At 70.3% G+C, this 20,288-nt stretch carries 20 protein-coding genes; 7 read left to right on the forward strand and 13 right to left on the reverse strand.

Going from position 1 to position 20,288, the window contains the following annotated elements:
• The first annotated feature begins 41 nt into the window (after positions 1-41).
• The gene (locus ACIPEK_RS23940) at positions 42-587 is read left to right on the forward strand and encodes a winged helix-turn-helix transcriptional regulator (protein ID WP_401999436.1); all 546 of its coding nucleotides are present in this window, start codon (positions 42-44) and stop codon (positions 585-587) included.
• Between the two features lie 171 nt (positions 588-758).
• Here ACIPEK_RS23940 and ACIPEK_RS23945 read toward each other — a convergent pair whose 3' ends face one another.
• Together ACIPEK_RS23945 and ACIPEK_RS23950 are read right to left on the reverse strand one after the other, a co-directional pair.
• Entirely contained in the window at positions 759-1,148 is a 390-nt protein-coding gene (locus tag ACIPEK_RS23945) for a nuclear transport factor 2 family protein (RefSeq protein WP_401999439.1), read from the reverse strand.
• Positions 1,149-1,201: 53 nt separating this feature from the next.
• On the reverse strand, positions 1,202-2,038 hold the full coding sequence (locus ACIPEK_RS23950; protein ID WP_401999442.1) for a class I SAM-dependent methyltransferase: 837 nt from the start codon (positions 2,036-2,038) through the stop codon (positions 1,202-1,204).
• 71 nt (positions 2,039-2,109) lie between these two features.
• Here ACIPEK_RS23950 and ACIPEK_RS23955 point away from each other — a divergent pair, with 71 nt between their 5' ends.
• The 4 genes from ACIPEK_RS23955 (at position 2,110) to ACIPEK_RS23970 (ending at position 6,631) form a co-directional block, all read left to right on the forward strand.
• Positions 2,110-4,005 (forward strand): S9 family peptidase, encoded by a 1,896-nt coding sequence (locus tag ACIPEK_RS23955; protein ID WP_401999445.1) that lies wholly within the window; start codon positions 2,110-2,112, stop codon positions 4,003-4,005.
• Between the two features lie 565 nt (positions 4,006-4,570).
• On the forward strand, positions 4,571-5,338 hold the full coding sequence (locus ACIPEK_RS23960) for an SDR family NAD(P)-dependent oxidoreductase (protein ID WP_401999448.1): 768 nt from the start codon (positions 4,571-4,573) through the stop codon (positions 5,336-5,338).
• A gap of 128 nt (positions 5,339-5,466) precedes the next feature.
• The gene (locus ACIPEK_RS23965) at positions 5,467-5,628 is read left to right on the forward strand and encodes a hypothetical protein (RefSeq protein WP_401999451.1); all 162 of its coding nucleotides are present in this window, start codon (positions 5,467-5,469) and stop codon (positions 5,626-5,628) included.
• A gap of 130 nt (positions 5,629-5,758) precedes the next feature.
• Positions 5,759-6,631 carry an SURF1 family protein gene (locus ACIPEK_RS23970; protein ID WP_401999454.1) on the forward strand — a complete coding sequence of 291 codons (873 nt, stop codon included), beginning with the start codon at positions 5,759-5,761 and terminating at the stop codon, positions 6,629-6,631.
• Between the two features lie 89 nt (positions 6,632-6,720).
• Here ACIPEK_RS23970 and ACIPEK_RS23975 read toward each other — a convergent pair whose 3' ends face one another.
• The 8 genes from ACIPEK_RS23975 to ACIPEK_RS24010 form a co-directional block, all read right to left on the reverse strand.
• Positions 6,721-7,980, reverse strand: a complete 1,260-nt coding sequence (locus tag ACIPEK_RS23975; protein ID WP_401999457.1) for a hypothetical protein — start codon at positions 7,978-7,980, stop codon at positions 6,721-6,723.
• A gap of 71 nt (positions 7,981-8,051) precedes the next feature.
• Complete coding sequence (locus tag ACIPEK_RS23980) at positions 8,052-8,627, reverse strand: SigE family RNA polymerase sigma factor (RefSeq protein ID WP_401999460.1); 576 nt, start codon at positions 8,625-8,627, stop codon at positions 8,052-8,054.
• Positions 8,628-8,985: 358 nt separating this feature from the next.
• Positions 8,986-10,050: an aspartate-semialdehyde dehydrogenase gene (locus ACIPEK_RS23985; RefSeq protein WP_401999463.1), complete on the reverse strand. Its 1,065-nt coding sequence runs from the start codon at positions 10,048-10,050 to the stop codon at positions 8,986-8,988.
• Positions 10,047-11,318 (reverse strand): aspartate kinase, encoded by a 1,272-nt coding sequence (locus ACIPEK_RS23990; RefSeq protein WP_266360279.1) that lies wholly within the window; start codon positions 11,316-11,318, stop codon positions 10,047-10,049. Before ACIPEK_RS23990 ends, ACIPEK_RS23985 begins: the two co-directional genes overlap by 4 nt.
• A gap of 535 nt (positions 11,319-11,853) precedes the next feature.
• Positions 11,854-12,111, reverse strand: a complete 258-nt coding sequence (locus ACIPEK_RS23995) for a PIN domain-containing protein (protein ID WP_401999467.1) — start codon at positions 12,109-12,111, stop codon at positions 11,854-11,856.
• 231 nt (positions 12,112-12,342) lie between these two features.
• The gene (locus tag ACIPEK_RS24000; protein ID WP_093899341.1) at positions 12,343-13,002 is read right to left on the reverse strand and encodes a DUF5063 domain-containing protein; all 660 of its coding nucleotides are present in this window, start codon (positions 13,000-13,002) and stop codon (positions 12,343-12,345) included.
• A 113-nt stretch (positions 13,003-13,115) separates the two neighbouring features.
• Entirely contained in the window at positions 13,116-13,715 is a 600-nt protein-coding gene (gene recR, locus ACIPEK_RS24005; protein WP_093899342.1) for a recombination mediator RecR, read from the reverse strand.
• 83 nt (positions 13,716-13,798) lie between these two features.
• The gene (locus ACIPEK_RS24010) at positions 13,799-14,134 is read right to left on the reverse strand and encodes a YbaB/EbfC family nucleoid-associated protein (RefSeq protein ID WP_266365457.1); all 336 of its coding nucleotides are present in this window, start codon (positions 14,132-14,134) and stop codon (positions 13,799-13,801) included.
• A gap of 356 nt (positions 14,135-14,490) precedes the next feature.
• Between ACIPEK_RS24010 and ACIPEK_RS24015 the strand changes: the two genes are divergently transcribed.
• Positions 14,491-15,267 (forward strand): SLATT domain-containing protein, encoded by a 777-nt coding sequence (locus tag ACIPEK_RS24015; RefSeq protein ID WP_401999471.1) that lies wholly within the window; start codon positions 14,491-14,493, stop codon positions 15,265-15,267.
• 72 nt (positions 15,268-15,339) lie between these two features.
• On the opposite strand, the gene ACIPEK_RS24020 is transcribed toward ACIPEK_RS24015, so the two are convergent.
• The 3 genes from ACIPEK_RS24020 to ACIPEK_RS24030 form a co-directional block, all read right to left on the reverse strand.
• On the reverse strand, positions 15,340-15,990 hold the full coding sequence (locus ACIPEK_RS24020) for a hypothetical protein (RefSeq protein ID WP_383072490.1): 651 nt from the start codon (positions 15,988-15,990) through the stop codon (positions 15,340-15,342).
• Between the two features lie 171 nt (positions 15,991-16,161).
• Positions 16,162-16,935 (reverse strand): GntR family transcriptional regulator, encoded by a 774-nt coding sequence (locus ACIPEK_RS24025; protein ID WP_401999474.1) that lies wholly within the window; start codon positions 16,933-16,935, stop codon positions 16,162-16,164.
• A 106-nt stretch (positions 16,936-17,041) separates the two neighbouring features.
• The gene (locus ACIPEK_RS24030) at positions 17,042-18,415 is read right to left on the reverse strand and encodes an aspartate aminotransferase family protein (protein ID WP_383072422.1); all 1,374 of its coding nucleotides are present in this window, start codon (positions 18,413-18,415) and stop codon (positions 17,042-17,044) included.
• Positions 18,416-18,722: 307 nt separating this feature from the next.
• Here ACIPEK_RS24030 and ACIPEK_RS24035 point away from each other — a divergent pair.
• On the forward strand, positions 18,723-20,288 hold a 1,566-nt coding region (locus ACIPEK_RS24035; protein WP_401999477.1), incomplete at its 3' end, for a serine/threonine-protein kinase.

Below are 20,288 nucleotides of genomic sequence, written 5' to 3' on the forward strand. Positions count from 1 at the left end.
CAAGGTAGCGCCGGTGAGTTTGAGATGGCAACCTTGTAGTGATGAGTACTGCACAGGAACCCCACGCCCCCACCGTCCCGGCGTTCTCGCTGCCCGGCCGGCCGTGCTCGGCCGCCGCCGCGCTGCATGTGGTGGGTGAGAAATGGGCGCTGCTCGCGGTGCGCGAGATCTTCTTCGGCAACCACCGGTTCGAGGCGATCGCCCGCAACACCGGCGCGCCCCGGGACCGCCTCGCGGCCCGGCTGCGCTCACTGGAGCAGGCAGGGGTGGTCGAGCGACGGCCCTACAACGAACGGCCGCCGCGCTACGAGTACCACCTGACCGAGTCCGGTCGTGACCTCGCACCGGTGATCCGGGCCCTGCTGGACTGGGGCGACCGGTGGGTGCTGGAGGAGCAGCCGGTGGTCATGATCCATGAACCGGCGGCGGAGGCCGGTCGCAAGGACTCGCACGCGCACGATCTCGATGCGACGTGGATCTGCCGCACGTGCGGCGAAGAGGTCGTGATGAACACGCTGACGGTCGATGTCCGCGCCCCCGGGTGGGACCGCGCAGGGCCCAAGGAATCGAGCCCGACCGGCAATTGAGGGCGACGGGGGCGAAAGCAAGGGTGAGGAAAGGGCAACGCCGAAGGCAGAGGCGAGGGGGCGACCGGAGGACCCGCGGCCCGGCTGACGCCCACCGCCGCCATCACGTTCCCCGTTCCCCGTCTCCCGTCTCCCGTACCCCGTTCGTCCCCCGCCCCCGTCCGATCGGCCTCAGTACCGCTCGACGAGGTGCTCCCGGCCCGCCGGGGGCTCGTACGGCTCGGGCCGGAAGTCGGTGATCTCGCTGATCCGCCCCTCCGCGTCGAACGTGAAGAAGTGGATGGCGTGCAACTCCTGCGGGCCGGCCGTGAAAAGCGTCCGGACAGCGACCTGCTGCCCCTCCCGGTCGGCCACGACCCGTTCGAAGCGGACCTGCCGGTCCCCCGGGTACTCCCGGTTGAACCGCACGTACCGCTCCTTCCCGCGGATGCGTTCGCGAATCTGCGGCAGGTCGTACAGCACCTCGTCGGCGAGCGTCGTGGCGAAGGTGTCCCAGTCGCGATTGCCGGCCGCGGTCCAGTACGTCTTCACCGCGGTGCGCAGATCAGCAGTCGTGGTCATGGTTCGAGTCTCACCCCCACCACTGACAACGGGCCTTGAGTGCCGGCCTTCGGTCAGGAGCCGGCCGGGCGCGACGCCTTGACCGAGTACATCAGCGGGATGCGCGGACGGTCCGCGGGGAAGCGGTAGAAGCCGTCGCCGTGCCGCTCCAGCGCCGAGAAGCGGGCGAAGAGCGAGACGTCGTGCTCGTGCAGGAACTCGATCCGCAGCCCGGCGGCGGCCAGCGCCGACACCACGTCGCCGATCGGGTGCTGCCATTCGACGCTGCGGTTGTGGACGGTCGGTGCGTCGAAGTCCGCGTAAGTGCCCGGCGTCTCGTCCACCCATGCGTCACGGCTGAAGTAGTCGTGGACGACCTTCGCGCCGGTCGAGTCGTCGAGGCAGTCCGTGAGCGGATGGAACTCCGCGAGGTAGAGGAAGCCGCCGGGCGCCACGAGCGATGCGGCGGTCTCGGCCCAGCGCCGGGTGTCGGGCAGCCAGTTCAGCGCGCCGACGCCGGTGTAGACGATGTCGTACGACGAGTCCGGGACAGCCTGCGCGGCGTCATGGACATCGGCGGCGACGAACGCCGCCCGGTCCTGGGTGAACCCCAGCTCGCGGGCCAGGCCGCGCGCGGTCTCCACGGCCGGTTCGGAGAAGTCCAGACCGACGACGTGTGCGGCGCCGTGCCGGGCCCAGGAGAGGGTGTCGACCCCGATGTGGCACTGCAGATGCAGCAACGACTTGCCCGTGACGTCCCCGACCTCGGCGAGTTCGAAGTCGCGCAGGGCGTCCTTGCCGGCGCGGAAGGAATCCAGGTCGTAGAAGTCGCCCCCGGCGTGGATGGGGACCCGCTCGTCCCAGTGCGCACGGTTGGCCTCGTGCCAGTCGGCAGGGGTCGGTGCATTCATGCCCGGGAGGTTATCCACAGGCTGCGGGCGACGCGAACGAATTGTCGGCGTTCCGGCGCAGAATGGGGGACATGACTGAGATCACTGGCTCGACGGCCCCCACCGCACCGCCGACCGATTCCGCTCCGGCGACCGCTTCCGTACCGGAGTGGGAGCAGCGTTTCCGGGCGCCTCGGGTGTCGTTGCCCGACTGGGCGGAGGATGCGCCGGACCGCGCGCTGTTCGTCTCCAATGCCACAGGGACGTACGAGCTGTACGCATGGGACCGCGCGACCGGCAAGCAGCGCCAGGTGACCGACCGGCCGAACGGCACGACTGACGGCGTGCTGACACCGGACGGCGAGTCGATCTGGTGGTTCAGCGACACCGACGGGGACGAGTTCGGCGTGTGGATGCGCCAGCCGTTCCACGGCGGCGAGGGCGAGGAGGCGGTGGACGAGCCGGCGGCACCCGGTCTCGGTGCCTCGTACCCGGCCGGCCTCGCGATCGGGCGTGACGGTACGGCGGTGGTCGGCCGGTCGACCGACGAGGACGGGACGACGATCCATGTCGTACGGCCCGGGGCCGCGCCCGTCGAGATCTACCGCCACCGCGAGTCGGCGGGCGTCGGTGACCTGTCGTACGACGGGACGCTGATCGCCCTGGAGCACACCGAGCACGGCGATGCGATGCACTCCGCACTGCGCGTGGTGCGGCCCGACGGGTCGACGGTCGCCGAACTGGACGACACCGAGGGCGGCACGAAGGAGCTGGGCCTGTCCGTGCTGGGCTTCGCCCCCTTCCCTGGGGACACGAGGCTGCTGGTCGGGCATCAGCGGCGGGGCCGCTGGGAGCCGATGATCTGGGATCCGATGACGGGCACGGAGACGGACCTCGCGATCGACCTGCCCGGTGATGTGGGCGCCGAGTGGTATCCGGACGCCTCCGCGCTGCTGATCGTGCACGGCTTCGAGGCCCGCAGCGACCTGTGGCGGTACGAGCCGGGAGCGGGCAGCGCTCCCGTCCGGGTGGATACCCCCGCGGGTTCGGTGTCGGGAGCCACGGCCCGGCCCGACGGCACGGTGGAGTACCTGTGGTCGTCGGCCGCGCAGCCGCCCGTCATCCGGTCCACCTCGGGTGCGGTGGTGCTCGATCCGCCCGGCTTGAAGGCTCCGGCGTCCGTGCCGGTGGAGGACGTGTGGGTGGACGGGCCCGGGGGCCGCGTCCACGCTCTCGTGCAGCGGCCGGCCGCCCCGGCGGAGGGCCCGCTTCCCACCGTCTTCGAGATCCACGGCGGCCCTACCTGGCACGACAGCGACGCCTTCGCCTCCGGCCCCGCCGCCTGGGTGGACCACGGCTACGCGGTCGTCCGGGTCAACTACCGCGGCTCCACCGGATACGGCCGCGCCTGGACGGACGCGCTCAAGCACCGGGTCGGTCTGATCGAGCTGGAGGACATCGCCGCGGTACGGGAGTGGGCGGTGAAGTCGGGGCTCGCGGACCCGGAGAAGCTGGTCCTGGCCGGTGGCTCCTGGGGCGGCTATCTGACTCTGCTCGGCCTCGGTACGCAGCCGGACGACTGGACCCTGGGCCTGGCGGCGGTCCCGGTCGCCGACTACGTCACGGCGTATCACGACGAGATGGAGGACCTGAAGGCGATGGACCGCACGCTGCTGGGCGGCACGCCGGAGGAGGTTCCCGAGCGCTTCGAGGCCTCGTCCCCGCTGACGTACGTCGACGCCGTGCGGGCGCCGGTCTACATCTCGGCGGGCGTCAACGACCCGCGCTGCCCGATCCGCCAGGTCGAGAATTACGTGGACCGGCTGAAGGGCCGTGCCGCGGTGCACGAGGTCTACCGGTACGACGCGGGACACGGTTCGCTCGTCGTGGAGGAGCGGATCAAGCAGTTCCGGCTGGAACTCGACTTCGCCCGGCGCCACCTGGCCCCGGGCAGCGCCCCCGCCTCTTCGAGCCTGTCCGGCGAATAGGGGCGTCTGTCCCCACCTGCACGAATCCCGCACGAAACCGCCGCCACCGCCCATCGTGAGTCCGTCCGGCGACCGAGGAGGAAGAGGTGACCGAGGACGAAGAGGTGACCGGCGAGCAACGCTGCGCGGCGGGGCGCCGAGCCGGACGCCGCCGACAGCCGGCAGCCCCGCCGGCACCGCGGCCGCACCCCACCTGGCTCCGCTCGCTTTCAGGAGCAGCCTTTGTCCACCGCCTCGGGAGACGAGGGCAGGTCGGAGCGTCCGCGATATTCACGAGAAATGGTTCCGCACACATTCCGTGACGCGGGCACTGTGCGTGACGGTCGGGGCCGTGTCGGCTTTCGGGTCGTCCGTCCCGGCCGCCGTCCGTGGGCCGTGCGGGTCATCGAGTGCCGCCGTTCGACGGATGCGGCGGTCCGGTCCGATGGGGCGGTCGTCCGGCTGGGACACCTTCCTTGCGGGGTACCGGGGGATACGCCCCGGCCCGAAGAGGAACCCGGTGTCGTGCGGGTTCCGAACCGCTTGCCCGTCGTTCACCCGGGTGGTTTCAGGAAGGACCCTCGACGTGTCTGATCCCGTTGTCCTTATCACGGGCGCGCTTACCGGTATCGGGCGCGCCACCGCCTTCGCCTACGCCCGTCAAGGCGCGAACCTTGTGGTCTCCGGCCGCCATGAGGACGTGGGTGGGCAGCTTGCCGGGGAGCTGGCCGCACTCGGCGCCCCGGCCGAGTTCGTGCGTGCCGACGTCCGCTTCGACGCCGAGGTGAAGGACCTTGTCGACCGTACGGTGGCACGGTTCGGGCGGATCGATGTCGCCTTCAACAACGCCGGCACCGAGGGAACACCCGGCCCTGTCACCGAGGTGACCGACGAGGCTTACCAGGCCACCTTCGATACCAACGTCAAGGGAACGCTGCTGTGCCTGAAGCACGAGTTCCGGGTCATGAGGGAACAGGGCGGCGGCAGCATCGTCAACGTCAGCTCCACCTTCGGCCTGATGGGTTATCCCGGGGCGACCTTGTACGTGGGGAGCAAACACGCCGTCGTCGGCATCACCAAGGCGGCCGCACTCGAAGGCGCCGCTCACGGCATCCGGGTCAACGCGGTCGCGCCCGGCTACACCCGGACCGCTATGTACGAGCGGTTCACCGGCGACGACACGGCTCGCGCCGAGGTCGATTCGGTGCTGCCCATGCACCGGGCGGGTACCCCGGAGGAGATCGCCGAGGCCGTCCAGTTCCTGGGTTCGGGCAAGGCGAGCTACGTCACCGGGCACATCCTCCTTGTCGACGGCGGCCTCATGGCGGGCGGGCCCCTGTTCCCGAGCTCCTGAATCGCGAGGTCGGCGCAGGCCGTGTCGGCCTCGGTGACGCGGTGCCCGCTTGACGAGATGTTCCGGGGCAGTGTGAGGCCGGCGACAACTGCACCGCGGTGACGGTCGATGCCTGCGACGAGGGCGCCATGGAACACCTCGAGTCCTACCTGACGGCCGACGGCATCGGCCTCTCCAACGACCTGCTCGATCGCATCGACGAGATCGTGCCCCGGACACACGGTCAACATCGCCGACAACGTGTGGACATCAGCACGTCCACGCTGGACGCCGCATTCCGCCGCCGGTAGACCGACATCGCCCCACCGTGGATCCGGAGCCGGCCAAACCCCTCTACAGGTGACTTCACGACTCGTGAACAAAGCCACCCACCCGGCACCCCGCTCGGAGCGACCGGAGCGGGGACCGTACCGTGGAGGGGTGTACCGGTTCCTGCTGACCCCGCGATGGTGGGGAATCAACCTCTTCGTCGTGCTGGCCATCCCGTTCTGCATCTTCATGGGCACCTGGCAGCTCGGCCGCTTCGAGGACCGCGTGCAGACGCACGACGCCGCCGAGGAGCAGCCCGCCCCGGGCACGAGGGCCGCCAAGCCGATCGACGACCTCCTGCCCGTCGACACGGTGACCTCGGGCCGCCCCGCCACCGCCACCGGCCGGTACGCCGACCAGTTCCTGGTACCCGGCCGGGAGTTGGACGACAAGAGCGGCTTCTATGTCCTGAACATGCTCCGCACGGACAGCGGCAAGGCCCTGCCGGTGGTACGCGGCTGGCTGCCCGGCAAGCCCGGCCAGACCGCCGTGCCCGCCGCACCGACCGGCGAGGTCACGGTGACCGGCGACCTCCAGGCGTCCGAGAACGCCGGCACCGCGGGCGTCGACGCGGCGGGTGGGCTCCCGGACGGTCAGCTCGGCATGATCAGCGCCGCGTCCCTGGTCAACCTCGTCCCGTACGACGTCTACGACGCATGGGTGACGCTCCAGGACGCCGGCTCCAGCGGCGCGCTGCGTCCCGTACCGGCCGCCGCACCACAGGGCACCGGGCTCGATCTGAAGGCCTTCCAGAACCTCGGCTACACCGGCGAGTGGTTCGTCTTCGCCGGGTTCGTGCTCTTCATGTGGTTCCGGCTGGTCCGCCGCGAGGCCGAAGCGACGCGGGACCTGAAGCTGGGCCTCGTCGACGGCGCGGATTCGACTGCGGACACGGATACAGATGCAGATGCGGGCAAGGACGCGGGCACGGACACCGGCCCCACCGATCCCGCCGACTCCAACGTGAGCGCCGGCACGGCCTGAGACAGACACCTGAGACACGCATGCGTGAGGGGCCCGCCGAATCGACCGGCGGGCCCCTCACGCATGCGTCGTACGCCGCCGCCCCTGCGTCACGTCGCGGGGGCCAGCACCCCGGTCCGGTAGATCGTGCCTGCGCAGGCGTTGGCGATCTTCGTCTCCGCGACCGGCGCCCCCGCCTCCGGCGTGTGCGTCACGGCAACGCTGCCGTCCAGCGCCCCGCCGCCGTCCTCGCTGCCGAGCTGCGCAGCCGTATCCGAAGTCCCGTCAGTGGTACCCGCACCGGCACCGGCGGCAGCGGCACCGCCCGCGCCGCCCGCGCCGTCCGTCGGTGTCGGGCTCGGTGAACCTCCGGAGGTCGGACATGCGTCCTTCGGCACCCAGGCGAACTTCACCTCGTACGCCATGGACGGTTTCAGCAGCACCGTCCCCTGCTCCTGCGCGGGGTCGGGCAGCCCGGCCGCCGCGTCACCCGCGGTGTGCTGGACGACCGTGATCTTGGCCGGGTCGGCCGCGCCCATCGCCTGGAAGCCCACGCTGCCACTGCTGCTCACCGAACAGTCCGTGCCGGAGACATTGGCGATCCGGAACGTGCCGTACACCGTGCCGTCGGCCCCCGCCGCGCCCGTCTCGGCCGAGGCGACACCGAGCTGCCCCGGGTCGCAGGTCGGCATGGAGGCCGCCGCGGAGTTGGCCGGGTCGGCGGCCCCGCCGACCAGGTTGCCGTCGGCGCCCTGGCCACGGCTGTCGGACGGACTGCTCGTGCTCGTCGGCTGGTTCCCGGCGCCGTCGGCCTGCCCGTCGGTGCTGCCGCCGCTGCTCTTCCCGCCGGCTCCGGAGCCGTTGTCGGTGCCGCTGCCGCCCTGCGCCTGCTCGCCGTGTCCGGCTATGGCGGGGTCGGCGGTGCTCGAACCGTCGGAGTTCGCGACATGGACGAAGGCCGGCACCGCCGTGCCGATGAGCAGCGCCGCTGCCGCCATACCGACGACAGCCTGCCGCCGCCTGGCACGCCGGGCGGGCACCGCGCGGTACAGATGGTCGAGGGTGCCGTCGCGGGGTTCGATGTGCTGGACGGCCCCGCGCAGCATGCGGCGCAGCACGACCTCGTCCATGTCCGGGCCGCCACCGCCCCCCGAACCGGAACCCGCGCCCGGGCCCTCGCCGAAGAGGCTGCTCAGCCCCCCGAGCTCGGCCGTCTCAGCGGCTGCGTCGCCCTCACAGAGGTCACCCGCACCTCCCACCGACGCGAGGTCCCGATCCCCGAGGTCCCGATCCGCTTGATCCGTATGCGAGTTCGCGTCCGACTTCACGTCCGGGTTCACATGCGAGGCGCTCTCCGGCCCGTCGTTCACAATTCCGTTTCCAGTCCGGTCAATCCGATGCTCACGCTCGTGGCTGTTCTCGTTCCTGCGGTAGCGCCAACTCATGCCTGCGCCTCCATCACGACGCGCAGCGCCGCGATCCCACGGGAGCCGTAGGCCTTGACCGAGCCCAGGGATATGCCCAGCGTCTCGGCCACCTGGGCCTCCGTCATATCCGCGAAGTAACGCAGCACCAGCACCTCCCGCTGGCGCCGTTGCAGCCCCCGCATCGCTTTGATCAGCGCGTCCCGCTCCAGCTGGTCGTACGCGCCCTCTTCCGCGCTCGCCATGTCCGGCATGGGCTTGGACAGCAGCTTCAGCCCGAGGATGCGGCGGCGCAGCGCGGAGCGCGACAGATTGACGACGGTCTGGCGCAGATACGCGAGTGTCTTCTCGGGGTCCCGTACCCGGCTGCGCGCCGAGTGCACGCGGATGAAGGCCTCCTGCACGACGTCCTCACATGAGGCGGTGTCATCCAGGAGCAGAGCCGCGAGACCCAGCAGCGAACGGTAGTGGGCCCGATAGGTCTCGGTGAGATGGTCGACCGTGGTTCCGGCAGCCACGCTCTCCTCAGCGCCCTCGCGCTGTGACGGCAGCCGTGTGGGACGTGCAGCGGGCATGGGCGCAATCACCGGCATACCGCCGGGTGCGCGGGGCCGTCTGAGCGGACGCACCGAAGCGCCACGCAAGGGGCCCACCACTGTGATATCGAGAACCTCTGCCACGCCAGTTGGACACGTTTCCCCCCGTCAGGGTTGTACGCGCGCGGCACCGCGTTCGTCGCAGTGCGACATGCCCTCATACGTACCTGCTCTTCCACAAATGCCCCGAATATGCGCCGCCGTGCAAGACGTGACCGCATAGACGCGTGCCCTCCGGCCGACGGTTGCAGCAGGCCGAAAGGTCATCGTCGGATACCCCGACACCCCAGCTCAAGAGGTTCAGACCTTCAACTTGCTCACAGGGCATTCACAGAGAGTACAAAACAGGTTCGAATCAGACCCGGGGAAATTCGGCAGCCACCGATTCGGCGATCTGCGCCACGTTCAACGCCGCTCCCTTGCGGAGGTTGTCGCCGCAGACGAACAGTTCCAGGCCCCGGGGATCGTCCAGCGACCTGCGCACCCGTCCGACCCAGGTCGGATCGGTGCCGACGACGTCGGACGGTGTCGGGAAGTCCCCCGCCGCCGGGCTGTCGTAGAGCACCACGCCCGGCGCCGTCGCCAGAATCTCGTGGGCCCGGTCGACCGCGATCTCGTTCTCGAACCGTGCGTGCACGGACATCGAATGCGTCGCGATGACGGGTACGTAGACACAGGTCGCCGCCACCCGCAGGCTCGGCAGGTCCAGGACCTTGCGGCACTCCTCGCGGATCGCCAGTTCCTCCGACGACCAGCCGTCCCCGGCCTCGGTCCCGGCCCAGGGCACCACATTGAGGGCCACCGGCGCGGCAAAGGGGCTGTCTTCCGTGTCCCCCAGGGCCCGGCGTACGTCTCCGGGCTTCGTGCCCAACTCCGTACCGGCCACCATCGACAGTTGTTCGCGCAGCGCCGCGACACCGTCCCGCCCCGCCCCGCTCACCGCCTGGTACGAGGAGACGACCAGTTCCCGCACCCCGAATTCGGCGTGCAGCGCGCCGACCGCGACGATCAGCGAGAGTGTCGTGCAGTTCGGGCTCGCGACGATGCCGCGCGGCCTGATCCGCGCGGCATGCGGATTGATCTCGGGCACGACCAGCGGAACGTCCGGGTCCAGCCGGAACGCGGCGGAGTCGTCGATGACGACCGTGCCCTTGGCGGCGGCGATCGGCGCCCACTGTGCGGAGACGGCGTCGGGTACCAGGAACAGCGCCACGTCGACGTCGTCGAAGACGTCCTCGGTGAGTTCGAGGACTTCGCTCTCCTCGCCGCGCACGACCAGCTTGCGTCCGGCCGAACGCGTCGAGGCGATCAGTTTCACCTCGCCCCAGACATCCGCGTGCTGCGAAAGGATCTGGAGCATGACGCCGCCGATCGTCCCGGTCGCTCCGACGACCGCGAGCGAAGGACGGCGGGCGGTCATCGGCCGGTGCCCCCGTAGACGACGGCCTCGTCGGAATCGCTGTCGAGACCGAAGGCGGTGTGCACGGCGCGCACGGCCTCGTTGACGTCGTCGGCGCGGGTGACCACCGAGATGCGGATCTCGGACGTCGAGATGAGCTCGATGTTCACACCGGCGTCCGACAGCGCCTCGAAGAAGCCCGCCGTGACACCCGGGTTGGTCTTCATACCGGCGCCGACCAGGGAGATCTTCGCGATCTGGTCGTCGTAGCGCAGCGACTCGAAGCCGATGGTGCCGCGGTTGCGCTCCAGGGCGTCGATGGCCTTGCGGCCCTCGGACTTCGGCAGCGTGAACGAGATGTCGGTCAGACCGGTCGACGCGGCGGAGACGTTCTGCACCACCATGTCGATGTTTACCTCCGCGTTCGCGATGGCGCGGAAGATCGCGGCGGCCTCGCCCGGCTTGTCGGGCACGCCGACGACAGTGATCTTGGCCTCGGAGACGTCATGGGCGACTCCGGAGATGATCGCGTGCTCCACCTTCTGGTCCCCTTGCGGCTCGTTGCTGACCCAGGTTCCGCGCAGTCCGGAGAAGGACGAGCGGACGTGGATCGGGATGTTGTAGCGGCGTGCGTACTCCACGCACCGGTGCAGCAGCACCTTGGAGCCGGACGCGGCCAGCTCCAGCATGTCCTCGAAGGAGATCCAGTCGATCTTCCGGGCCTTCTTCACGACCCGCGGGTCGGCGGTGAAGACACCGTCCACATCGGTGTAGATCTCACAGACCTCGGCATCCAGTGCGGCCGCGAGCGCGACCGCGGTGGTGTCGGACCCGCCGCGGCCGAGGGTGGTGATGTCCTTCTTGTCCTGGGACACACCCTGGAACCCCGCGACGATCGCGATGTTCCCCTCGTCCAGCGCCGTACGGATACGGCCCGGCGTCACATCGATGATGCGCGCTTTGTTGTGGACCGAGTCGGTGATGACGCCTGCCTGGCTACCTGTGAACGACTGGGCCTCGTGGCCCAGGTTTTTGATCGCCATCGCCAGCAGGGCCATGGAGATCCGCTCTCCGGCGGTCAGCAGCATGTCGAACTCACGCCCGGCAGGGATCGGGGATACCTGCTCGGCGAGATCGATCAACTCGTCCGTCGTGTCGCCCATCGCTGACACCACGACAACCACCTGGTTGCCGTTCTTCTTGGCATCGACGATTCGCTTGGCGACGCGCTTGATGCCTTCGGCATCGGCTACGGAGGAGCCTCCGTACTTCTGCACGACAAGGCCCACGTGCGCTCCTCGCTCAGTCCATTACTGCGGTCGACTCAGTTTAACGAGCAGTCCGGAAACGCCCCGCCGATACCACATGGTGAGATGTCCCGCTCAACACGTGATCATCGGTGTGCCGCCCCGAACCGCTCGTACGGGGCTGCTGCCCGCCGATCGGGCCCTTACTCCCGTATGTGGCCTGGCCCACACGCGCGGTGCGCCGGGTCCCCGATTCATGAGCCACCCACCTCCAGCGTGGACCGGAACCTTACGGTCCGCCCTTCGGAGGCCCCCGCCATGCGTAAGCCGCTCCGCGCGCTCCCCGTAATCCTGGCCCTCTCCGCCGTCCCCTGGCCGCCGCCCCCGCCCACGCGGGCGGCACCTGCTTCGCCACCCATGCCGACGCCCCGATCAGGGCACCCCGGTGAACGGCACCCGCCAGGGCGCGGACGAGCTGTGGCGTGTGTCGCGCACGGACAACGGTGCGCAGCTGGGGTTCATGCGGGCGGGTGATCTGCGGTGCGACGGGGGCTGACGACAGGGAGGCGAAGGCGGGCTACTCGGTCCGGTCCGCCAATCCGGGTTCGACGACCCAGCGGCGCGGATGCCCGGTGATCTCGGCGATCCGGTCGTAATCCTCGTCGTAGTGCAGGACGGTGACGCCGTGCCGCTGCGCGGTCGACGCGATCAGCAGGTCCGCGAGCGAGAACGCCAGAACGCGCGCACGCTGTGACGCAAGCAGATCACGGAACGTCACCCGCACGTGTGTGCAGGGGACTTGGGAGGGCGGGTGGGATCGAACCCAACCACCCATTCCTAAAGAAAAGGGCTCGGAGCCCGAGGCTTGAGCCCCGGGCCGACCTGCGACGATTCAGCCGCGAGCGACGGCGAAGGCGACGAATGGAGCCCCCGCTGCTCCCGCCGGAGGTTGTGCGGGTGGTCGTCCGGATCGCGCCCGCGCGCGGTGGCACTGCCACAGACCGGACAACGTGACACTCGGACGTCGAGTGTCACGTTGCCGTGAAGGGTGGGTGGGCGCCGGGCGTTACTGCACCGGTCGCAGCCCCAGCGGGCCCGCGATCTCCTCGGCCATCACCCGGCCCGCCTCCTCGGCCAGCTCGTCGTCGGCGGTCTCCGAGTCCGTGTCCAGGCCGTCCAGCTCCTGGAGGGGCTGGTTGAGGCGGATGTGGGCGATGAGGGACTGGAGGGCGCGCAGAGTGGCGGATGCGGTGGAGCCCCAGTTGGAGAAGTAGGAGAACTGCCACCACCACAGGGCCTCGGTCGTGCGGTCCTCTTCGTAGTGGGCCAGGCCGTGGCGCAGGTCGGTGACCAGGTCGGCCAGGTCGTCGGAGATACGGGCCGGCACCGGGGCCTTGCGGGGCTCGTACGGGTCGAAGACCTCGGAGTAGACGTCGATCGGCTCCAGCAGGGCGGCGAACCGCTCGCGGAGGCCGTCGGCGTCCGGCTCGGCGCCCAGATCCGGCTCGTAGCGCTCGTCGGGGACGATGTCCTCGTACGCACCGAGCCTGCCGCCCGCCAGCAGCAGCTGGGAGATCTGGAGCAGCAGTACGGGGACGGCCTCCTCCGGCTCCTCGACCTTGGACACCTCGGTGACCGCGACAATGAACGTCTTGATCTGGTCGGCGATCTGGACGGCGAAGTCGTCCGGGTCCTGCGTGACGGAGTTCAGCGTGGCGTCAGACATCGAGGGGACCTCCCGTGGGCACGGTCGCGAACGGTGAGTAGAACATAGCGTCGCTGAACGTAAAGCCGTCGTGAGCCGATGCAAGAACATCGGACGTCGTCATCGTGAAGGCATCAGACATCGAGCAGGCGCCTCCCCTCGAAGGCGCGGCCCAGGGTGACCTCGTCCGCGTACTCCAGGTCGCCGCCCACCGGCAGGCCGCTGGCCAGCCTGGTGACCCGCAGGCCCATCGGCTTGACCATCCGCGCCAGGTACGTCGCGGTGGCCTCGCCCTCCAGGTTGGGGTCGGTGGCCAGGATCAGCTCCGTGATCGAGCCGTCGGCGAGACGGGCGAGCAGCTCGCGGATGCGCAGATCGTCGGGGCCGACGCCCTCGATCGGGCTGATCGCGCCGCCGAGCACGTGGTACCGGCCCCGGAACTCACGGGTCCGCTCGATCGCGACGACATCCTTCGGCTCCTCGACCACACAGATGACCGTCTGGTCGCGGCGCGCGTCGCGGCAGATGTTGCACTGTTCCTGCTGGGCGACATTGCCGCAGACCGAACAGAACCGGACCTTGTCCTTGACCTCCAGGAGGGCATGGGCAAGGCGGCGCACATCGGTCGGCTCGGCCTGCAGGATGTGGAAAGCGATCCGCTGCGCGCTCTTGGGACCGACGCCGGGCAGCCTGCCCAACTCGTCGATGAGGTCCTGAACCACGCCTTCGTACAACGGAACGCCTTCCCGGAATGAGCTATGAATACAACTTACGAGTTCGGATCGCAGGCCAGAAGAGATCTGAAGGATCAGAAGCGTCAGAAGGGGAGGCCGGGCATGCCGCCCAGACCCTGGGCCAGCGGGCCCAGCTTCTGCTGCTGGAGCTGCTGCGCGTTCTCGTTCGCTGCCTGGACTGCGGCGACGACGAGGTCCGCGAGCGTCTCGGTGTCCTCCGGGTCGACGGCCTTGGGGTCGATCACCAGAGCACGGAGCTCGCCGGAGCCGGTCACGGTCGCCTTCACCAGACCACCACCCGCCTGACCCTCGACCTCGGTCCTGGCCAATTCCTCCTGGGCCGCGGCGAGATCCTGCTGCATCTTCTGTGCCTGCTGCAGCAGCTGCTGCATATTGGGCTGACCACCACCGGGAATCACGGTCACTCCTGGCAATTCGACGACAAAATGTTTCGGTACGCCGAGCCTACGTGGTCGCCGCGCAGCGCGCCCCACCCACTGGCGAGCAACTCTTTCGAGTGAGTTCCAGGCAACGTCGGCGAGAGTCCTATACCTGATCACAGACCCTGGACACCCGGGAATACCGCGATTTCGACCCCACGGCCCACCATTCGGCGGTAGGAAGGGCATGCGCTCAGGACACACAGGCGCACCGCTCGTCACGCAAGGTTACGTACGCGGGACAGTCGGCCGCGCCGGAGAGCAGTGATCAGCCCACCGTCGAACACACCGCCACACATCAGGTGTCGCTACGCAGAATGCAGAGGAGTACCCCGGTGAGTCAGCCGGAGATGCAGCCCGAAGGGCCGCCCCGCAACGAGCCCGGTCCGACCGGCTCGGGCTCCGGCACACGCGGCCGGGGCGCACGGGGCCGGGATCTGACCGGCACGCCGTTCCCGCTCGGCGACTGGGGCGAACCCGCCGAACGCCTCGACGAGCTGTACCGCTGGGTCGAGGCCGATGCGCTGCACACCGCCGGCTGGTATCTGCGCGACCGGGTGTGGAAGCGGCGCGGGGCCAGGGCGCTGCGGATCGGTACGGCGGCCGGGGCGGTGGCGGGCGCCGCGCTGCCGTTGCTCGATCTCACCGGGGCGCTGGGCGGGGCGGCGGGCTGGGGCTATCTGTCGCTGCTGCTGGGCGCCGCCTGCATGGCCTGCGACCGGTACTTCGGCCTGACCTCGGGCTGGATAAGAAACCTCGCCACCGCCCAGGCCGTGCAGCGGCGCCTTCAGGTGCTGCAGTTCGACTGGGCGTCGGAGTGCGTACGGGAGGTGCTCGGACCGACCGAGGGGACGGCCAGCGAGGCCGCCGAACGGTGTCTACAGGTGCTGCGGCGGTTCTCGGAGGACGTCACGGAGCTCGTACGGACCGAGACCGCGGACTGGATGGTGGAGTTCCGGGCCGGGCCCGCACCGATGGGGATGCAGGCGCTGTCGTCGGGCAGCGGGGGCGGCGGCCGCACGGACCAGGGGGCGCCGCCAGGGCGGTTCCCGATGCAGACGATGACCAGGCCGAACATGCCACGGCAGCGGCCCCCGGAGTCCCCCCGGTGATCCCACCGCGGTGACACCGGAGGCGCGTGACCGCCTCGGCACCCGTACCGGTAACCGCCCCGACTGCCGGCTTCAGCTGAAGATGATCATGGAGCCTTGGGCGAGACTGCGGGTGGCCGCCGCGTGCAGGCCCAGCCAGACGTGCCGCTCACGGGCGAACGGACTGTCGTCGTACGGAATCGGGCCCGCCGGCTCCTCCAGGGAGGTCGGTGCGGCGGGCGGCAGCGGGGCGGCCGGCGGGTTCGCCGGGTCGATGCCGATGGACCAGGCGACGAACTCCAGCTCCCGCAGCAGCCCGTGCGCGGAGCCGAGCGGGCCGCCGCCCTCCAGCAGGTCGTCGTTGGAGAGCGGGACGGCGAAGTCCAGCGGAACGTACGCCCCCGCATGGTCGTAGTGCCAGACCAGGTGGGATTGCCGGGCCGTCGCCTCGAACATCTCCAGCAACTGCTCGTAGTCCCCGCCCAGTTCGTCGACGGGCGTGACGGCGAGGCCGCTGAGCTGGAGCAGATGGGCGCGGCGCAGGAAATGCAGTGCGTCGTAGTCGAAGCCCGCGACCGGGGCGACCTCGCCGGTCAGGCCCGGCATGTAGGCGTACACGGGGACGGGCGGCAGTCCTGCCTCGCCCAGTGCCTTGTCGTAGACGGCTATCTCTTCGGCGAACGGGTTGTCGGGGCTGTGGCACAGCACATCGACGAGGGGGACCAGCCACAGGTCACAGGCCACGAAGTCTCGCTCTCCCACGGGTGCGCATCGGAATATTCACAACGGTCGGGACAGCGTAATGCGGCGGGCTCGTCGCGCACAGTGGCCGAGGGTTGCGGGTAGGGGCCGGTCGTGGCCCGTGGCCCCGGCCGGCATGCTCGGCGCTTGGGGGCTATGGCTCCTGACGTGCGGTCAGCGCGTCGGAGACTCCAACTCCGACGCCCCGGGGGCCGGTGCCTGCCCGGCCGGTTGCGGCCCGCGGCCCGGGTGCGAGAGGTTTCCGGCCGCGAGCCGGTCCGCCCAGTTCAGCGCGTGTGCGTTGAAGTCGTCGATCACCGCGCGCACCGCGTCGTGGCTGCCGAGCGTGACCGCCGCGACCAGTTCCGGATGGCCGTGCCAGAGCCAGTCCCGGGCGCCCGTGTCATGGCGCAGGTACGGCACCGCGAACACCCAGGCCTGGACGCGCAGCCGGTGCAGGAAATCGTTGATGTACGTGTTGCCCACGAGCGCGCCCAGTTCGCGCCAGAAACGCAGGTCGTAGCCGATGAGGATGTCGAGGTCGCCGCCCTGCGCCGCCCGTGCGGCCTCCTGGGCCCTGCGGCGTACGGAGACCAGGCAGTCCGGGTACGCCGCCGTCTGCGCGGACGACAGCGTGGGCCCGTGGAAGATGCCGCGGATGACTCCGTCCATGACCAAGGTGCGGGCCTCGACCATCGACCGGTAGTCGGCGACGGTGAACTCACGCACCCGGAAACCGCGGTGCTGATCCGATTCGAGCAGGCCCTGCGCGGAGAGATCGAAGAGCGCCTCGCGTACCGGAGTCGCCGAGACACCGTACTGCTCGGCGATCTGCTTGACGGTGAACTCCCGTCCCGGCTGCAAACGCCCGGCAAGCACTTCGTCACGCAGCGCGTCCGCGATCTGCTGCCGCAGCGTACTGCGGGTTACAGCTCCGCTCGCGCCCATGGCGCCCCTTCCCCTTTTTCGGCTTGGGTCACCTTAAGCCAGGGTCGCCGTGCCCGGATCCGGGCAGGGGAGGGGCGCCGTACTGCTGGGGTGCGCGGGCCCGCCGCTACACGGTGTACTCGTCCGCGACCGACAGCGCCGCGTCGAGAGCCGCGAGGCCCTCCTTGGCCTCGGCCTCGGTGACGTTGCAGGCCGGAACGGCGTGGGTGCGGTTCATGTTGATGAAGGGCCACAGACCGTTCTTCTTCGCCGCCGCGCCGAAGGCCGCCATGGCCGCGTTGGCCTCGCCCGCCGCGTTGTACGGGACCAGCGGCTCGCGGGTCTCCTTGTTGCGGACCAGGTCCAGCGCCCAGAACGCGCCGAGGCCGCGGACCTCGCCGACCGACGGGTGGCGTTCGGCGAGCTCGCGCAGGCCGGGGCCGAGGACTGTCTCGCCGATGTGGGCGGCGTTCTCGATGACCTTCTCGTCCTCCATCACATGAATGGTGGCGACAGCGGCGGCGCAGGCCAGCGGGTGACCGGAGTAGGTCAGTCCGCCCGGATAGGGGCGGGTCTCGAAGGTGGCCGCGATCTCGGCGGAGATGGCGACGCCGCCGAGCGGTACGTAACCGGAGTTGACGCCCTTGGCGAACGTCATCAGGTCCGGCACCACGTCGAAGTGGTCGGCGGCGAACCACTTGCCGGTGCGCCCGAAGCCGGCCATCACCTCGTCGAGGATGAAGACGATTCCGTACCGGTCGCAGATCTCGCGTACGCCCGCGAGGTAGCCGGGCGGCGGCGTCATGATGCCCGCCGTGCCGGGGATCGTCTCCAGAACGATCGCGGCGATGGTGGCGGGGCCCTCGAAGGCGAGGGTGTCCTCCAGGTGCTGGAGCGCGCGGGCGCACTCCTCGGCCTCGGTCTCGGCGTGGAACGGCGAGCGGTAGAGGAACGGGGCCCAGAAGCGGACGACGCCCGCCGAGCCGTTGTCGGACGGCCAGCGGCGCGGGTCACCGGTCAGGTTGATCGCGGTGGAGGTGGCGCCATGGTACGAGCGGTAGGCGGAGAGCACCTTCGTACGGCCGGTGTGCAGCCGGGCCATCCGGACGGCGTTCTCGACGGCCTCCGCACCGCCGTTGGTGAAGAAGATCTTGTCCAGGTCGCCGGGGGTGCGCTCGGCGATGAGGCGTGCGGCCTCGGAACGCGCCTCGATCGCGAACGCGGGGGCGAAGGTGGCGAGCTTGCCCGCCTGCTCCTGGATCGCGGCGACGACGGTGGGGTGCTGGTATCCGATGTTGGTGTAGACGAGGCCGCTGGTGAAGTCCAGGTAGCGGTTGCCGTCGTAGTCCCAGAAGTACGCCCCCTCGGCGCCGGCGACGGCGAGCGGGTCGATCAGACCCTGGGCGGACCAGGAGTGGAACACGTGCGCGCGGTCGGCGGCCTTCACGGCCGCACCGGCAGCGGGGTCGACATGCGGGGCATGCGGGGCATGAGGGGTCATGCGGTGAGCGTAGGTCGCGCCGGGAGCGGCTCGACATGGCCACCTTGTATGGCGTGGGGCGCTTTGGTGGGCAGGGTGTCGGGTCGGCGCCGTGGGTGGGGGCGGGCAGCGGGAACCGGGGGCCGTCCGGTGACCGTCTCTGTGACGGGCGCCGAATCCGGCCCGCCCGGCGATTGAGGACCGAGCAGGAGGCAGGACCGGGGGGCACCCCACGGGCGGGCCTGGAAACCACGCCCGCAGGGGCACACCGCGCGCCGCTATTCTCAACGCGTTCCGGCGTATCGCCGCACGGGGGAGGACGCACACCATGGAAAAGCTCGCGCCCACCGACCCACAACGCATCGGCGCCTACCGCCTGCTGGGCCGGCTCGGCGCAGGCGGCATGGGCCAGGTCTATCTGGCCCGCTCCGACCGCGGCCGCACCGTGGCGATCAAGCTGGTACGCGGCGAACTCGCCGAACAGCAGGAGTTCCGCGACCGCTTCCGCCAGGAAGTGCACGCCGCCCGCCGGGTCGGCTCCGCCTGGACCGCCGCCGTGCTGGACGCCGACACCGAGGCCGCCGTGCCCTGGGTCGCGACCGGATACGTCGCCGGGCCCTCCCTCCGGGCCACCGTCTCCGGCCGCGCGGGCGCCCCCGTGGGACCGGCTTCCCGTGCGTACGGCCCCCTGCCCGAGCGTTCGGTCCACATCCTGGGTGCCGGTCTCACCCACGCCCTCCAGGCCATCCACGCCGCCGGGCTCATCCATCGCGACCTCAAGCCCTCCAACATCCTGCTGACGATCGACGGACCGCGCGTCATCGACTTCGGTATAGCCCGGGCACTCGACACCGTCGCCGAAGGCGGCGGCCTCACCCGCACCGGGGCCCTGGTCGGTTCGCCCGGCTTCATGGCGCCCGAGCAGGTGCGGGGCGAGCGGGTGACCCCGGCGTGCGACGTGTTCTGTCTCGGATCGGTGCTGGCGTACGCGTCGGCCGGCCGACTGCCGTTCGGGGCGTCCGACAGCGGCGTGCACGCGCAGATGTTCCGGATCGCGCAGGAGGACCCGGACCTGACCGGCGTCCCGGTGGACCTCGTCGAACTGGTCAGGGACTGCCTGCACAAGGACCCTGCCGCCCGCCCGACGACGGACGCGATCCTGGAACGCCTGGCCGACGGCGACACGACGGAGCCCTGGCTCCCGGGCGTGCTCATCGCCCAACTCGGCCGCCACGCCGTGGAACTGCTGGACTCCGAGGACCCGGAGGAAGCGGACGCGGCACCGGCAACACCCGCAGCGCCCCCAGCTCCCGAGGCGCCCGAAGCACCCACGGACCGCCCCGCCCCGCAGACACCCGGCGCCGGCCACACGCTCCCCCCGATGACCGGCACCCCGACGACACCCGCCCCCACGCCCGCCCCGCCCCACGGGCCGCCCTCCCCCGCGTACGGCTATCCGCAGCTGCCCGCCCAGCAGCACCCCGGCCAGGCCTTCGGCACCCAGCAGAGCTACGCCGGTTACGGATATCCGCAGCAGCAGCAACAACCCGGCTTCGGCTCCACACCCCTGTACGGTCCCGGCTACCCCGCCGCCCCGCAGCCCGGCCCCGAACCTGCCCGCCGCGGAAGGGGTTCGACCATCGCCCTCGTCGCGATCGCCGTGCTCGTCGCGATCGGTGCGGGCGGCTCCGTCTACGCGCTCATGAACGACAAGGGGCCGACGCCCAACCCGTCCCCCACCGCCTCGGACTCCCCCGTCACCGACGATCCGTCGTCCCCGGAGGCGGATCCCTCCCCCTCCGACGAGAAGAGGAACAGCGACGGCCCCATACCCGCCGGCTACCTGGGCACCTGGTCGGGCTCCATCGACAACGCCGCGGGCCACTCCACCCGG

It is taken from the genome of Streptomyces sp. NPDC088246 (assembly GCF_044741025.1).
Lineage (GTDB): Bacteria > Actinomycetota > Actinomycetes > Streptomycetales > Streptomycetaceae > Streptomyces.